The 14,943-nt window shown below is 34.0% G+C and carries 15 protein-coding genes and 1 other annotated feature; of the genes, 1 reads left to right on the plus strand and 14 read right to left on the minus strand.

Annotation, left to right across the window (positions count from 1 at the left end):
* Window positions 1–78 precede the first annotated feature (78 nt).
* The 5 genes from ERL59_RS11170 to ERL59_RS11190 form a co-directional block, all read right to left on the minus strand.
* Window positions 79–1,254, minus strand: coding sequence for a ComEC/Rec2 family competence protein (locus ERL59_RS11170; RefSeq protein ID WP_160646306.1), 1,176 nt, complete (start codon window positions 1,252–1,254; stop codon window positions 79–81).
* On the minus strand, window positions 1,244–2,533 hold the full coding sequence (locus ERL59_RS11175; RefSeq protein ID WP_328699938.1) for a ComEC/Rec2 family competence protein: 1,290 nt from the start codon (window positions 2,531–2,533) through the stop codon (window positions 1,244–1,246). Before ERL59_RS11175 ends, ERL59_RS11170 begins: the two co-directional genes overlap by 11 nt.
* Before the next feature lie 121 nt (window positions 2,534–2,654).
* Window positions 2,655–3,173, minus strand: a complete 519-nt coding sequence (locus tag ERL59_RS11180; protein WP_160646308.1) for a deoxycytidylate deaminase — start codon at window positions 3,171–3,173, stop codon at window positions 2,655–2,657.
* A 147-nt stretch (window positions 3,174–3,320) separates the two neighbouring features.
* A complete protein-coding gene (locus tag ERL59_RS11185) occupies window positions 3,321–4,613 on the minus strand; it encodes a homocysteine synthase (RefSeq protein WP_160646309.1) in 1,293 nt (430 codons plus the stop codon).
* A gap of 127 nt (window positions 4,614–4,740) precedes the next feature.
* Window positions 4,741–5,151 carry a ComEA family DNA-binding protein gene (locus ERL59_RS11190; RefSeq protein ID WP_160646310.1) on the minus strand — a complete coding sequence of 137 codons (411 nt, stop codon included), beginning with the start codon at window positions 5,149–5,151 and terminating at the stop codon, window positions 4,741–4,743.
* Window positions 5,152–5,502: 351 nt separating this feature from the next.
* On the opposite strand from ERL59_RS11190, the gene comER reads away from it, so the two are divergent.
* Complete coding sequence (gene comER, locus ERL59_RS11195; RefSeq protein ID WP_160646311.1) at window positions 5,503–6,336, plus strand: late competence protein ComER; 834 nt, start codon at window positions 5,503–5,505, stop codon at window positions 6,334–6,336.
* Window positions 6,337–6,343: 7 nt separating this feature from the next.
* Here comER and leuS read toward each other — a convergent pair whose 3' ends face one another.
* From leuS to yqeH, 9 genes are all read right to left on the minus strand, one after another.
* Window positions 6,344–8,782 carry a leucine--tRNA ligase gene (gene leuS, locus ERL59_RS11200; protein WP_160646312.1) on the minus strand — a complete coding sequence of 813 codons (2,439 nt, stop codon included), beginning with the start codon at window positions 8,780–8,782 and terminating at the stop codon, window positions 6,344–6,346.
* A 204-nt stretch (window positions 8,783–8,986) separates the two neighbouring features.
* Window positions 8,987–9,182, minus strand: a binding site (T-box leader).
* 65 nt (window positions 9,183–9,247) lie between these two features.
* The gene (locus tag ERL59_RS11205; RefSeq protein ID WP_160646313.1) at window positions 9,248–10,009 is read right to left on the minus strand and encodes a class I SAM-dependent DNA methyltransferase; all 762 of its coding nucleotides are present in this window, start codon (window positions 10,007–10,009) and stop codon (window positions 9,248–9,250) included.
* 10 nt (window positions 10,010–10,019) lie between these two features.
* On the minus strand, window positions 10,020–10,913 hold the full coding sequence (locus ERL59_RS11210) for a CvfB family protein (protein ID WP_160646314.1): 894 nt from the start codon (window positions 10,911–10,913) through the stop codon (window positions 10,020–10,022).
* Entirely contained in the window at window positions 10,910–11,257 is a 348-nt protein-coding gene (gene rsfS / locus ERL59_RS11215; RefSeq protein WP_160646315.1) for a ribosome silencing factor, read from the minus strand. The genes ERL59_RS11210 and rsfS overlap by 4 nt, the downstream gene beginning before the upstream one ends.
* Window positions 11,254–11,838 carry a bis(5'-nucleosyl)-tetraphosphatase (symmetrical) YqeK gene (gene yqeK / locus ERL59_RS11220; RefSeq protein WP_160646316.1) on the minus strand — a complete coding sequence of 195 codons (585 nt, stop codon included), beginning with the start codon at window positions 11,836–11,838 and terminating at the stop codon, window positions 11,254–11,256. The genes rsfS and yqeK overlap by 4 nt, the downstream gene beginning before the upstream one ends.
* The gene (locus ERL59_RS11225; RefSeq protein WP_160646317.1) at window positions 11,825–12,415 is read right to left on the minus strand and encodes a nicotinate-nucleotide adenylyltransferase; all 591 of its coding nucleotides are present in this window, start codon (window positions 12,413–12,415) and stop codon (window positions 11,825–11,827) included. Before ERL59_RS11225 ends, yqeK begins: the two co-directional genes overlap by 14 nt.
* Before the next feature lie 81 nt (window positions 12,416–12,496).
* On the minus strand, window positions 12,497–12,787 hold the full coding sequence (gene yhbY, locus ERL59_RS11230) for a ribosome assembly RNA-binding protein YhbY (protein WP_160646318.1): 291 nt from the start codon (window positions 12,785–12,787) through the stop codon (window positions 12,497–12,499).
* A gap of 58 nt (window positions 12,788–12,845) precedes the next feature.
* Window positions 12,846–13,709 (minus strand): shikimate dehydrogenase, encoded by an 864-nt coding sequence (gene aroE / locus ERL59_RS11235; RefSeq protein ID WP_160646319.1) that lies wholly within the window; start codon window positions 13,707–13,709, stop codon window positions 12,846–12,848.
* Window positions 13,710–13,826: 117 nt separating this feature from the next.
* A complete protein-coding gene (gene yqeH, locus ERL59_RS11240) occupies window positions 13,827–14,936 on the minus strand; it encodes a ribosome biogenesis GTPase YqeH (protein WP_160646357.1) in 1,110 nt (369 codons plus the stop codon).
* Between the last annotated feature and the right edge of the window lie 7 nt (window positions 14,937–14,943).

The raw sequence follows: 14,943 nt of genomic DNA on the forward strand, positions 1-14,943 counted from the left end.
ATCTATAGTACTACTACAAATATATCAGAAATCAGGTTAAATATAGCATTTTTTATGAACATTTTTATTAAACTATCATTATTTCAACTTTGTAGTTACATCCCACCGATTAGCATTAATTTCCAGCTGTATTTCTCCCTGTTTATCTGTTCGATAAATTTCCAGATTGTGATTTTCTAAGTTCATTAATACATCATGATGTGGGTGCCCATATAAATTATGATTACCAACTGAAATCACCGCAGCTTTTGGCTGCCAATAATTTAGCCATTCTGTTGATGAAGAGGATTTACTTCCGTGATGTGCTACTTTTAAAATATCTATTTGGGTTTGACTGGAATTCATACGGCTTAAAATTTCTCTTTCTGTAAACTGATCTATATCTCCAGTAAATAAAAGTTTAGTTTGATACATTTCCAATAGAAAAACGATAGACTGTTCGTTTTGCTCCAATTCAAGATAAACTTCATCTAATTCAGCAGGGTGTAAAAAACGAAGGGTCGTATATTGATCCAACTTCAAAACCTCTCCGAATTCAACCTGATATAAAGGTATTTTCTTTTCTTTTGCTAAACGGAAAATCTGTTGAACAGTTTCATTATCTTTTATTGTTCCGTTAAAAATGATATGATTTACAGGTATTTTTTCAATCGTAGCGATTAACCCACCAATATGATCAAAATCTAAATGGGACATGATTAAATAATCAATTTGATGTACCCCTTGTTTTTTTAAAATTGGAACTACAACATCCTTGCCAACTTCATATGGATCTTTTCTGTTTCTCCATTCTTCATCTGATTTTGAAAATGAAAACGACCCTCCACCATCAACCAAAATCACCTTATTTTTTGGAGTTTGTATAATAATACTGTCACCTTGACCTACATCTATAAAACGTACTAAACCTGTTTTATCAAAAAAATTAGGAAAATAAAAGAATATTACAAGAAAAAAGAACATGAAATTAAAATAAAGAGCAAGTTTATATTTTTTAATAAAAATTGTCCTTCGATCTCGAACTATTTCAGGAAGGAACTCATCTTTTCTATTTGTTTTATACAATGCCCAAACACTTAGCCACAACATCATGTAATATAAAAAGATAAATTCAATTGTTGGGGAAGCCCAAGTGAGATTGAATTTTGAATATGTATTTAAGTTATGCACAGACCAAAATAAAATCTCTATACATTTTTCAATCAAATAAGTAAGGATAAAGCTTACATGAGTAGAAACTAAACTAAGAATCAAAGCCGCTAATCCAAGTGGTAAAATAATAATGCTGGACTAGAGGAACTAAAAGGAGATTTGCTAACCAAGATAAAAGAGAAAATTGATTAAAATAAAAAATCGTTAACGGAAATGAGGCAAGCTGTGCTGTAATAGTCACTGACAACGTTCCATTTAGTAGAGTTGAAGAAATGGGGAGTAGTTTGCTAATCATAGGGACAAGTAAAATTAGTAATAACGTAACGGTCACTGAAAGTTGAAAGCTCACATTGACTAAATAATAGGGATTCCAAAGCAACATGAGGAGTATTGCAAGTCCAACAAAATTTAAGACATCTTTACTTCGTCCTTTTTTGAGTGCATACAAACCAAACATAGCCATGAGACCAGCTCTAACTACCGAAGGTGCTGCTCCAGTAATAAGAATATAAAAAGGAACAATGCACATACAACAATAGATCTGTTTTTCTTTTGTAAACCCTAATAGTTTTAACACGTACATACAGCAAGTCAAAAAGATGGCTACATGCAGACCAGAAATTGCTAATATATGCGTTAATCCAATCTGAGAAAATTGTTCAAATTCAAAGGGGTCAAATTCATCACGTAATCCTAATAACAAACTTAACATAAACCCATGATGCTGTTCTGAAAAAATTAATTCTAATTGATTGGCTAAATAATCTCTAATTTTATCGATCCAGCTCAAAAAGTAACTGAAAGTGAATTGATATGAACCTGTTGTTACCTGAATATTTTCCAAACCTTTAACTGACAAAATCCAATGAATGTGTTGATAATATAAGTAGTTTCTATAATCAAAAGCACCAAAATTCCTTGCTGTAGAAGGTTGTTTTAGTACACCAGTTAAAGCGATAAAATCTCCTCTTCCCCACATTCCCACTACATATTTCTCATCCATTGTGTTGAGTTGGATATAAACCTTCAATTTTTCACTTGGTTGATTCGTTCTTACATCAAAACTGACTTGATCACCATCTATTTTTATTGTTGATTGGATTGTACCTTGAACTCTAACTCCAGACTCTGCCCATCTTGAATCTATCTTGGATACATTTTTTGAATCATACCAATTGTGATAAATAATTGAGCAAATAAGTAGTAATGTGGAAATGAATATAATTTTCATTTTTTTCCCTGCTTTCCACATTAAAAAAATGAAAACTAGGCAAAGAGAGAGTATGCAAAAAACGATTGCTTTTGATTGGTTCAAAAATATAATTGTTGCTCCAATCGTCCATGAAATCACAAAAAATAATATGGAGTTTTTCATTGACATAACCTGCCTTATTTAATGAACAAAAATATTTTTTCAAACAAAAAACCCCTCTGATATTTTCAGAGAGGTACTTCCTCTTTATTAACAAGTATATTAATATAAATTATTGATGAATTTATTTTTATTCTTTTATTTCATCAATAACACCTTTAGGCGGCTGATAATGCTCAAGTGTTCTAAACACTATCCCTCTAACTTCCATAAGGTTTATCACTTTATCTGAATCTTTTGTGTATGGACGGTGATAAACAATTTCAGAAACACCTGAATTCGCAAGCATATTAGCACAAGTCCAACATGGCTGATCTGTTACATAAACCGTTGAACCCTCACGATCCTTACGATCTGTAAATAATAATAAATTTTGCTCTGCATGAATTGTACGAATGCACCTTTGCTTTTTTACCATCTCGTCTTTTCCATCTACATTTTGCAACTCATATTCTTCAGCTATCATACAACCCGCTTCTGAACAGTCTGGAACTCCCATTGGTGCACCATTATATGCTGAACCTAGCAGTTTTTTTCCTTGTACGAGAACAGCACCTACTCTTCTTCGAGGGCATTGTGATCTTGTAGCTGCCATATAAGCGATATCTAAAAAGTAGGTATCCCAATCTTTGCGTTTGTTTTTACTCATGTAGATGCTCCTTTATTATATGAATCATTTTACTATTATTTTTATAACTGTAATTAAATTGGAATGATATAACATATTATAACAAACACAATAACAAATGATATAGTTATTTTTCCTATCGTAACCAATCGCAATATGAATTCTAATTTATTGTTGACTTGTTCTTAGCGCTTGATCCAAATCATAAATCAAATCATCTATAGTTTCTGTTCCTATTGACAAACGAATCATTCCAGATGTTACGCCTGCTGATAATAAATCATCTCCTTGCAATTGAGCGTGTGTTGTACTAGCAGGATGAATGATGAGTGATTTGCTATCTCCAATATTAGCTAGGTGTGAAAATATTTTAACAGAATTAATCACTTTTTTCCCTGCATCTAAGCCACCTTTTACTTCAAAAGTCATCACAGCCCCTTGTCCTTTAGGTAAGTACTTTCTAGCTAATTGATGTGAAGGATGGCTTTCCAACCCTGCATAACTTACACTATCTACAAACTCATGACCTTCTAGAAACTCAGCAATTTTAAGGGCATTTTCACTGTGTCTTTCCATTCTTAAATGAAGCGTTTCTAAACCTTGCATGAGAAGAAAGGAATTAAATGGTGAAATTGCAGCTCCCATATCCCTCAACAATTGCACACGAGCTTTAATGATATATGCAATTGGTCCTACAGCCTCTGTATATACCACTCCATTATAACTTGGATCTGGTTCAGTTAATCCAGGGAATTTTCCACTTCCTCCCCAATCAAATGTACCTCCGTCTACGATAACTCCTCCAATTGAAGTGCCATGACCTCCAATAAATTTCGTTGCTGAATGTACAACAATATCTGCACCATGCTCGATTGGACGTAACAAATAAGGACTAGGTATTGTATTGTCAACAATAAGAGGAATGCTGTTTTCGTGTGCGATTTTAGCTACGGCTTCTATATCTAATACATCCCCTCTAGGGTTTCCAATAGATTCTGCATATAAAGCTTTAGTTTTACTAGTAATTGCTTTACGAAAATTCTCAGGATCATTTGGGTCTACAAATTTCACATCAATACCAATTCTAGGTAAACTAACTGAAAATAAATTAAAAGTACCACCGTATAAACTAGATGCGGACACAATCTCATCACCTGCACCAGCAATATTTAGGATGGAATACGTTATTGCTGATGATCCAGAAGCTGTTGCCAAAGCCGCAGGTGCACTTTCTAAAGCTGCTACTCTTTTCTCAAACGAATCTGAAGTAGGATTCATTAATCTTGTGTATATATTACCGAATTCTTTTAGAGCAAACAGATTTGCAGCATGGTCTGTGTCTTTAAATCCATACGAAGTCGTTTGATAAATTGGAAGGGCTCGTGACATCGTTGTTGGATCAACCTCCTGACCAGCATGTACAGATAACGTTTCTAAACCTAACCTACGTTCTTCAAACATAATATTACTCCTCCTCATTTTTAAAAATTATACATTCACTATGTGTTAATCTAATATATATTTATCAAAGATGTTTACACAGAGTAACTTTCTTAAAGTAAAATTAAATAGTTTAGAATCACAATAACTAGAATGTGATTAACCCTTTCAGTTTTTCTACCGTTTTCTCTCCGATTCCTGTCACATTCATCAGTTCATTTCTGGTGAGAAATCTTCCATGCTCTTCCCTAAAATCAACAATGGCTTGAGCTTTTACTTCTCCAATATTTGGCAGAGTCATTAGCTGTTGAACACTTGCTTTGTTAACATTGATTTTTCCAGGTAGGATTGTTTCTTTATCTTCTAATTCATCTGTTGTTTGACTAGTTCCAACATCATTTAGTAAAAGTACATCTTCCACTTGGTCATTAACCTTCTCTAATTCATTAATATCATCAACCTGTAATATAAACATCTCAAGTAAAAGAAAGAAGACAATACATAATATAAGTATGATCCATAATATAGAACGAATTTCTTTTAATTTGCTTAAACTCATCACTCATCACCTACTAATCCAATTCAAATTACTAGAATTCTTGTTTCCATTTTGAAAAATATACCATATCACTAGTGTGCAGTCTATATATTTGTGTAACTTTATTCAAAATTTTGCAAGATAATGTAGATGCATGCCTAAGTCAAAGACTGATTATTAAACCTAGGATTAACGTGCATATGAAGCATTTTTTCAAATCTTTATAATTAATGTACTTAAGTACAATTTCTCTTTTACTTTAAAGCAAAAAAATCCCTCATGTTTATTAAAACACAAACATATATATAGTGGTAGCATATTCATTTGACCATATGTATAAATGAATTGAATCATAATTAGGAGGGTTTCGTGATGAACTTAGGATTCATTGGAACTGGCAGTATGGGAAGTTTATTAATAGAGGCTTTCATCCAATCCGAAGCCTTAAAAGCAGAGCAACTTTCAGCAAGTAATCGAACGAAGGACAAAACGAAGAAACTGAAAGAAAAATACCCTGAGCTTCGTATTTATCCATCAAATATTGAGGTAGCTTTAGAAAGTGATATTGTATTTATTTGTGTAAAACCTTTGGAATTTAAAAATGTAATAGATGAAATCAAAAATGTACTACTACCTTCTCAAGTCATTGTCTCTATTACTAGTCCAATTTTAATAAAACATCTAGAAGATCAGCTTCCTTGTAAAATTGCAAAAATTATTCCAAGCATTACAAATCATGAACGCAGTGGAGCCTCTCTATGCATGTATGGGAACAAAATAACAGAAGAAGATAAACAAACGTTAGAAAGTTTACTAGAATCCATTAGTGAACCATTACGAATTTCTGAACAATTTACAAGAGTCACGTCTGATATTTCTAGCTGTGGCCCAGCCTTTTTAGCCTTTTTTATTCAAAACTTTGTTGACGCAGCTGTAGAGGAAACTGGAATTCCAAAAGAAGAAGCAACTCGCTTAGCTAGTGAGATGGTTTTGGGGACTGGAAAGCTATTAACCACTGGGGGATTCACTCCAGAAACATTAAAAGAACGTGTTAGTGTTCCTGGAGGAATAACCGCAGAGGGTTTAAAGATGATGTCAAACGAATTACATGGAGTATTCAATCAACTCATCAAAACCACTCATGCAAAATATGAGGAGGACCTCAACAAAATAGAATCCATGTTTTACGATTCAAGCAAAAATTAACTTTGATCTAAACGACAATATTTACTAATTTCCCTGGAACAGCAATGACCTTTCTTATCGTTTTATCGGTTGTTGCTGTTTTTACTTTATCAAGTTCTAAAACCATTTTTTCTAAAGCGTTTTTATCTAAATCTTTAGGTACATGGATTCGATCAATAATTTTTCCTTTAATTTGCACTACAATTTCTATTTCATCATCAACAATCCATTTTTCATCATAAGATGGCCAAGACACAAATGTAATCGTACCTTCATATCCTAAACGTTGCCACAACTCTTCAGAAATATGAGGGGCAATAGGGGCTAACATTTGAACAAAATTAGCCATCGCTTCTTTTGGTAATTCATCCGTTTTATATGCTTCATTCACAAAAATCATCATTTGACTAATCGCTGTATTAAAACGAAGTCCCTCATAATCCTCTGTTACTTTTTTTACGGTTCTGTGCCAAATCTTTTTAAACGAGTCAGGTCCTCCATCTTCTACGATTTTATCATTCAACGCCCCATTATCAGCGATAAATAACCGCCATACTCGATTTAAAAATTTATAAATTCCGTCTACACCATTTGTATTCCAAGGTTTTGTAGCTTCTAGTGGTCCCATGAACATTTCGTACATTCTTAATGTATCTGCTCCATATTCATCAACAATTTCATCCGGGTTAATAACGTTTCCTCTAGATTTACTCATTTTTTCATTGTTAGGTCCTAAAATCATACCTTGATTCACTAATTTATGGAATGGTTCTTTTGTAGATACTACTCCAATATCATATAATACTTTATGCCAGAATCTGGCATATAATAAATGAAGGACAGCATGTTCTGCTCCACCAATATATAGATCTACAGGAAGCCATTTTTCCTGTAGTTCCTTTGAACATAACTCATTTTCATTGTTTGGATCTATATACCGTAAATAATACCAACAGCTTCCAGCCCATTGTGGCATAGTGTTCGTTTCTCTTCGGGCTTTTTGACCTGTTTCAGGATCAATCGTATTCACCCATTCATCTACAGTAGCCAATGGTGACTCCCCAGTTCCTGAAGGTTGAATCTGATCTACATCAGGCAATAACAATGGTAATTGATCCACGGGAATGGCTTTCATTGTTCCATCTTCTAAATGAAGAATCGGAATCGGCTCTCCCCAATATCGTTGACGACTAAATAACCAATCTCTTAAACGATACGTGGTTTTACTTTGTCCTTTACCATTTTCAGATAACCAATCTATCATACTTGAAATGGCTTCAGTATTTTTTAAACCATTTAAGAAATCGGAATTTACATGTTGTCCATCACCTGTATAAGCCTCTTTTGCCAAATCTCCACCTTGAATTACTTCAACGATCTCAATATCAAATTGTTTAGCAAATTCCCAGTCACGTTGATCATGTCCAGGTACTGCCATAATGGCTCCTGTTCCATAACTTATAAGTACATAATCAGAAATCCAAATCGGAACTTTTGCTCCATTTACAGGATTCAATGCGTATGCACCTGTAAATACACCGGTTTTAACTTTTGCTAAGTCCGTTCTTTCTAAATCACTTTTACGTGCAGCCATTTCCTGATATTGTTTTACGCTTTCCTTTTGATCAGAAGTAGTAATTTGATCTACAAAAGGATGCTCTGGAGCAAGCACACAATAAGTTGCTCCATACAATGTATCAGGTCTTGTAGTAAAAACAGTTAATTTTTCCTTTTCAAAACCTTGGATATCAAAATAAACTTCAGCACCTACAGATTTTCCAATCCAATTACGCTGCATATCTTTTATACTTTCTGACCAATCTAATTCTTCTAAGTCTTCTAATAGTCTTTCTGCATATTCGGTGATCTTCAACACCCATTGACGCATCGGTTTACGAATAACCGGATGATTTCCACGCTCACTTAGTCCATCAATTACTTCTTCGTTAGCTAGTACGGTACCTAAAGCTGGACACCAGTTTACTGAAATTTCATCAACATATGCCAGACCCTTTTTATATAACTGAAGGAAGATCCACTGTGTCCATTTGTAATAGTCCTCATCTGTTGTACTAATCTCGCGTTCCCAATCATATGAAAATCCTAAAGATTTAATTTGTCTGCGGAAATTATTAATGTTTTTAACGGTAAATTCTTTTGGATGCTCACCTGTATTTATTGCATGCTGTTCTGCAGGGAGGCCGAAAGCATCCCAGCCCATCGGATGAAGCACATCAAACCCTTTCATTCTTTTATAACGAGATATGATATCCGTCGCTGTCATTCCTTCTGGATGTCCTACATGTAAACCAGCTCCAGAGGGATAGGGGAACATATCTAAAGCAAAAAATTTCTCTTTTGCATCATTATTTTCTACTCTAAATGTCTTATTCTCTTCCCAATACTTTTGCCATTTTGGTTCAAAAGATTGTGGGTTATAGCCTTGTTCATTTGTTGATTGTGACATTTTTTAAATCCTCCTTTACGATAAACAACCCACAAAAGTGAAGATCAACAATCAGTCCCAGTTCCTGGATGAACTGGTGTCGACGTTCACCACATGGTTGTGGTGTGATTTTAGTCTACCTATTCCTTTTGCAGGGCCCTTAACCAATATAAATGGAAAGTTAAACGATTCTTCCATTTAAAAAAACCTCCATCCTTAGCTAATGCTAGGGACGAGAGGTTTATTCCCGTGGTACCACCCTAATTAGCAGTCCACTTCCGTTTTCTGCTCACTTCAGCCCTTAACGCGGGAAACGATCTAGCTCATAGGTAAGTTCGCTTTTACCATCTATCGGCTCACACCAGATACCGACTCTCTGGGAAATGGGACAAAAACTACTGCTCCTAATCTATGCCAATAATTTTCGCAAATTTTCTTCGATTATATAAATTTATCCTATCCATGTCAAGTTCTTTAACTTTACTCTTAGGACTTCTGTGCAAGGAAAAAAACACGCTTCGTTGCATCATTAGGTGATTCAAATCGGAAATCCCCTAAAACGTTAATATTTATAAAACCTATATGACTTAGTTGATTTTTAATCCATTCTATGGGATAAGCACGTTGTGTATGGATTTCATTGATTTTCATATAGTTTGAATCACTATGTTTTGCAAAAATGGTTAGATCATGCTCTATTTCTCGATGCTTAGCATCATAATCGCAAGTCCAAATATACGATAGATCTTCTTCATTATATGTGAAAGGTTGTTCTTCAGCATAAAATTGAAATTGAGATTCTGTTAGCATATCAAAAATAAACAAACCTTTATGTTCAAGATATTCATATACTTTTTGAAAAGACTGAATAAGATGAACCTCATCAGTAATATAATTGTAACAGTCGCAAAAAGATATGATGCAATCCACAAATGAAGGTAATTCAAGGTCTTTCATATCCTGTTCAAGCCATATTATAGAACCACTGTTTTGATTTATAATAGGCAAGTTATTTAATTCTTTTTGATTTGCAACCGTAAGCATTTCTGAAGAAAGATCAATTCCATATACTTGAAACCCTTTTTTTGCTAAAGGGATCGATATATTGCCCGTTCCACAACCTAAATCCACTATTGTTTTTGGTTTCCCGTATTTTATCCAACATCTTTCCGCAAAATCAATCCATTGAGAGTAAGGCATGTCCTCCATTAATGCATCATAATAATTAGCAAATCCTTCATAAGACATAGTTACTCTCCTAGTTATCTTTCATTTGTTGTTCTTTTAAGTAGGTCCAATTCTCTTCTTGTCTGATCAAATCCTCTTTCATTAGTTTCCCCAATGCTCGTTTAAAAGCTGCCTTACTCATGTTAAATTTATGTAAAATAATATCCGGAGGAGTTTTATCTGAATATGGCATTGCCCCATTAGGTCGTTCCTTTAAAAATTGAAGTAGGATCGTTGCATCCTCATCCCTGCCCTTTTCCTTACTTAACCTTAATGAAAGATTTACTCGTCCATCTTCACGAACAAAAATAACTCTTACCTTAGCTACCTCACCAATTCTTAGTTTTTTAGTTCTCTCTGAAGAGTGTATCATTCCAATGGCCCCAAATCCCAATACTCCACCATCGACAATTACGAAAGTGCCCATTTTTAATGTTTTATACACTCTAGCATCAAACCACTGATTTTTCCACGTAGTGGGAGCGGCAAAAACATATGGTTCAAACTCTCTTTCACCGGCAAGTTTAGCAAGCATTCTTCCTTGTTTATCCTGCTCCAAGACAACAAAAACATGATCCCCAACAACAGGTCTTAATTCCTCCTCCTCAGGGAGTTCTCTTATTGGCAGCAGTAATTGCCTACCTAACCCCATCTCCAAAAAACATCCCATACGTGGGTGAACATCTGCAACTTCTAATAATGCTAATTCACCCAAACTGATTAAAGGACGTTTCATCGTTGAAGCTAATCGGTCATGAGTATCATGAAATAAAAACACCTCTATACAATCTCCGATTTGAATTTCACCTTCAATTTCACTGTAATGCAAAAGTACATTTTCAGAGCCATTTGTTAAATAATATCCATTTGGTTCAATCTCTTTTTCGACTTCTAATTGCACATAAGTACCTGCTTCTAATTTCATACACTCTCTACCACTTTAGCATCTGACCATAAACGTTCGATGTTATAATACTCACGATCTTCACGATGGAATACATGAACAATCACATCTCCAATATCTATAAGCACCCACCTAGCAGTATCATACCCTTCCATTCGTTTAATATTTCCATTGCCTTTTTCAACGCTTTTTTTCACTTCCTCAGCAATTGCTTTAACTTGTGGTTCGGAATTCCCATGACAAATAACAAAATAATCTGCGATCAATGAAATTTCCTTTATGTCTAAAGATGTAATGTTGTACCCCTTTTTTTCCTCGATTGCATTATTTACGATAGTTAGAATTTCCTCTGAACTTAAACTCATTCTATTCCTCCTTCATATTTTTTTATTTCATCAATTAGAAAATTACGAGATTCAATGGTTAAAGGAAATACCTTTTTTCCTTTGGAAATTAGAAAACAGATTGTAGAGTCAAATCCTGCAATAAGAGCTTTTTCTATACTTTCCTTAGATAATTCTCGAATTTTCTCTACTCCAGGAAAATCTCTTCCTGGCTCCATATAGTCGGCTAAGCATACTATTTTTTCAAGCATTGACATGTTTGTCCTACCGGAAGTGTGATAACGGATAGCATTGATCACATCTTCATCATGAATAGAAAATTCTTGTTGCACTAATTCAGCAGCAACAGGACCATGCCATAACTGTTTATCATAGAGTAATAATTCAACCGGTAGTTGTTCCTTAATAACCCATTCTTTTTGCCGTTCAATAGACCAATACTTACAATAATCATGTAACAAAGCGGCTAAATCTGCCTTAACAGGATCAGCCCCAAATTGGTTTGCTAAAGCAACAGAGGTTTCCATGACTCCTAACGTATGAAGCCACCGTTTTTCTGGCATTTGCTGTTGTACAGCTTGAACAAGTTTATCTCGTTTCATATAATTTATGCTCCTTAATATAATCATATACTTTATCATGAACGAGATATCGTATTGATTTGTTTTGAGCGTTAATTTTTCTTATTTCACTAGATGAAATGTCTATCAAAGGCATTGTTACCATAGTGATTTTTTGTTTCATTTGTTCATTTATTAGATCCCAATGTATTTCTGTACCGGGTCTCTGGAGACCTATGAAAGAAATAAGTTGGATCAACTCATCAATTTGATACCACTTCGGTAAATACTGTATCATATCCCCTCCTATTATGAAGTAGAATTCATGTAGAGGATATTGCTTTTTTAAATATCGTACCGTATCAATTGTATAAGAGACTCCTTCTCTTAATAACTCCAGATCTTTCACCAAAAAAAACTCATTTGTTTGCACTGCTTTACATACCATTTCCCATCTTTGTTTTGGGGTTGCAATAGGAGTATTATTTTTGTGAGGAGGGATAGACGAAGGCATAAACCAAATCTCTTGGAGTTGCATTTCGATTCTAGCCCTCTCAGCAACGATCATATGGCCTATATGAATGGGATCAAAAGTCCCCCCCATAATCCCTATTTTCATTCTTACCTCCATTAAATTTCTTCTTTTAAATAGTACGAATCTTCCTTTTAAGCTAGTTCGGACCCCGAAAACTGGGTAGAGTTATGGAAGTTCAATCGTTTTGTTGTCCTCTGATTCTTTGTACAACACAATTACATTCCCAATTACTTGTACCAATTCAGAATTAGAAGCTGTAGCAATTTCTGCTCCAATTTCTTTTCGATCATCTAAGTTATTGCTCAGTACACTTATTTTCATTAACTCTCTATTTTCTATTGCTTCATTAATATGTCGTATTAAGTGATCATTGACTCCACCTTTTCCTACTTGGAAGATAGGTGTTAGATGATGTGCTAATGATCGAAGATATCTTTTTTGTTTTCCTGTTAACATTGTTTAACCTCTATTCAAATGAAAATATTAAATTTTTGTTTTGTTTTTTTGATTTTTATTAAAGTGTTTTTGAGTAATAATCTACCGCTTGTTTCATGGCTTCAATCGGTGCAGGTTTACCTGTCCAATACTCAAAAGCATACGCTCCTTGATATATAAACATACCTAATCCACTATGAATTTGACAACCCTTTTCTTCTGCTAAAGAAAGAAGCTTTGTTTTTCTTGGGTTATAAATCAAGTCACTAAAAACCATGTTTTCATTTATAAATAAGGAAGGAATCGGGCTATATTCAATCTGTGGATGCATTCCTACAGAGGTCGTGTTGATAACTAGATCAACCTCTTGATTTATTTTTGCAATATCTGAAATAGCCATACCTGTTGACTTCACGAACAATTGCATTGATTCCGCAAGTTCTAATGCTCTTTCCACAGTACGATTGGCAATCCAAATATGATCTGGATTTTCTCCAGCTAACGCATAAGCAACTCCCCTAGCTGCACCACCTGCACCTAAAATGAGAATCCTTTTTCCCTTGAGATCGAGTTGTGTTTCTTCTTTCAAAGATCTTACATAACCAATTCCATCAGTATTATAACCTTTCAACTTTCCCTGATCATTCACGACTGTATTTACAGCACCAATTACTTTAGCACTTTCATCAATCTCATCAAGGTAAGACATCACTTCTACTTTATGTGGAATAGTGACGCTAAGCCCTCCTAGCTTAAAAGCTTTAAATCCTTCAATTGCTTCCTTTAACATGCCTACTTCTACATGGAATGCTCCATAAATAGCATTTATATTCATCTCTTGAAAAGCACGATTCAACATAGTAGGCGATTTAGAATGTTTAATTGGATCTCCTATGACACCATACACTTTTGTGTTCGTATTTATTTTTGAAAAAAATCGCATCGTTTACCTCCCCCATAAAAATAAACTTAAACATGGCTCTCCCCAATTAATAGTTAGCCAATTATTGATGCCTTTATATAGATATCGTATGCTTGAAATCGAATAAAAATCTAATACTTACAACATCGATTCTCGTAATATAACTTTTATACCCTTAGGTACATGAATCACTAATTCTGCACCATTATCACCATTACATTTGATCCATCCTAATCCAGAAATCAATACATCCAGTCTTTCATTCTTTGGAATACGTAAAGCATGTTTTGTAAATAAAGGAAGGGTTTCTAGATCTTTGATTGAAGGTGGTGATAACATCTCACCTTTTTGGTTTTCATATAATTCATCTGCATTATCAAGCTTCGTACGATGGACATACACAGAATTTGAAATAAAACATGTAAATGATTGACGTTCACCTTGCACAAAATCAAACCGTGCAAGTGCACCAAAAAACAATGTTTGTCTTTCATTTAATTGATAAACTCTTGGTTTTAAAGATTGTTCTGGTGTTATTTTTTGTAAATCATGTTTTGAAATAATTTCAGTCATTCGTGAAGTATAAACAATTCCCGGTGTATCTACAATATATTTACCATCTTCCAAAGGGATTTTAACTAAATTTAATGTAGTTCCTGGATATCTCGATGTCGTTAATTCTTCATCTAAATCACTAAAATCATTGATGAGTCGATTTATTAGAGTAGATTTCCCTACATTTGTTGCACCTACCACATAAATATCTCTGCCTTTTCTATATTTACTTAAAACTTCCAATACATCTTGAAAACCTATATTTTTTTTAGCGCTACACAAGACGACATCAACAACGTTTAATCCATATTCTTTCGCTTGTTTTTTTACCCAATTCATCACTTTATTCAAGTTCATATTTCTAGGTAGTAAATCTACTTTATTCACTACCATAACAATAGGATTTGAACCAACAAAACGTTTCAAACCAGAAATTAAACTTCCTTCAAAATCAAATATATCTACAATATTTAAAACTAAACTTTTTGTTTGTCCTACATGGCTTAGAATTTTTAAAAAATCATCTTCCTCTAAAGTAATAGAGGAGATCTCATTATAATGTTTGATTTTATAACAACGTTGACATATCGTTGCATTTTCTTTTGGAACATATCCGAGTTTTTTTGAATCATTCCGTTGCAATTTAACACCGCAACCTGAACAAAATTCAAATTGATTTGGTTCTATATTCATTTTATCC

This window comes from Chengkuizengella marina (assembly GCF_009910845.1).
GTDB classification, from domain to species: Bacteria; Bacillota; Bacilli; order Paenibacillales; family KCTC-33759; genus Chengkuizengella; species Chengkuizengella marina.

What these genes read in the sequence shown, in the direction of transcription:
- ERL59_RS11175 (WP_328699938.1), bottom strand. Translation starts at nt 2,533, where the DNA reads ATGTCAATGAAAAACTCCATATTATTTTTTGTGATTTCATGGACGATT.
- ERL59_RS11180 (WP_160646308.1), bottom strand. Translation starts at nt 3,173, where the DNA reads ATGAGTAAAAACAAACGCAAAGATTGGGATACCTACTTTTTAGATATC.
- ERL59_RS11185 (WP_160646309.1), bottom strand. Translation starts at nt 4,613, where the DNA reads ATGTTTGAAGAACGTAGGTTAGGTTTAGAAACGTTATCTGTACATGCT.
- ERL59_RS11190 (WP_160646310.1), bottom strand. Translation starts at nt 5,151, where the DNA reads ATGAGTTTAAGCAAATTAAAAGAAATTCGTTCTATATTATGGATCATA.
- comER (WP_160646311.1), top strand. Translation starts at nt 5,503, where the DNA reads ATGAACTTAGGATTCATTGGAACTGGCAGTATGGGAAGTTTATTAATA.
- leuS (WP_160646312.1), bottom strand. Translation starts at nt 8,782, where the DNA reads ATGTCACAATCAACAAATGAACAAGGCTATAACCCACAATCTTTTGAA.
- ERL59_RS11205 (WP_160646313.1), bottom strand. Translation starts at nt 10,009, where the DNA reads ATGTCTTATGAAGGATTTGCTAATTATTATGATGCATTAATGGAGGAC.
- ERL59_RS11210 (WP_160646314.1), bottom strand. Translation starts at nt 10,913, where the DNA reads ATGAAATTAGAAGCAGGTACTTATGTGCAATTAGAAGTCGAAAAAGAG.
- rsfS (WP_160646315.1), bottom strand. Translation starts at nt 11,257, where the DNA reads ATGAGTTTAAGTTCAGAGGAAATTCTAACTATCGTAAATAATGCAATC.
- yqeK (WP_160646316.1), bottom strand. Translation starts at nt 11,838, where the DNA reads ATGAAACGAGATAAACTTGTTCAAGCTGTACAACAGCAAATGCCAGAA.
- ERL59_RS11225 (WP_160646317.1), bottom strand. Translation starts at nt 12,415, where the DNA reads ATGAAAATAGGGATTATGGGGGGGACTTTTGATCCCATTCATATAGGC.
- yhbY (WP_160646318.1), bottom strand. Translation starts at nt 12,787, where the DNA reads ATGTTAACAGGAAAACAAAAAAGATATCTTCGATCATTAGCACATCAT.
- aroE (WP_160646319.1), bottom strand. Translation starts at nt 13,709, where the DNA reads ATGCGATTTTTTTCAAAAATAAATACGAACACAAAAGTGTATGGTGTC.
- yqeH (WP_160646357.1), bottom strand. Translation starts at nt 14,936, where the DNA reads ATGAATATAGAACCAAATCAATTTGAATTTTGTTCAGGTTGCGGTGTT.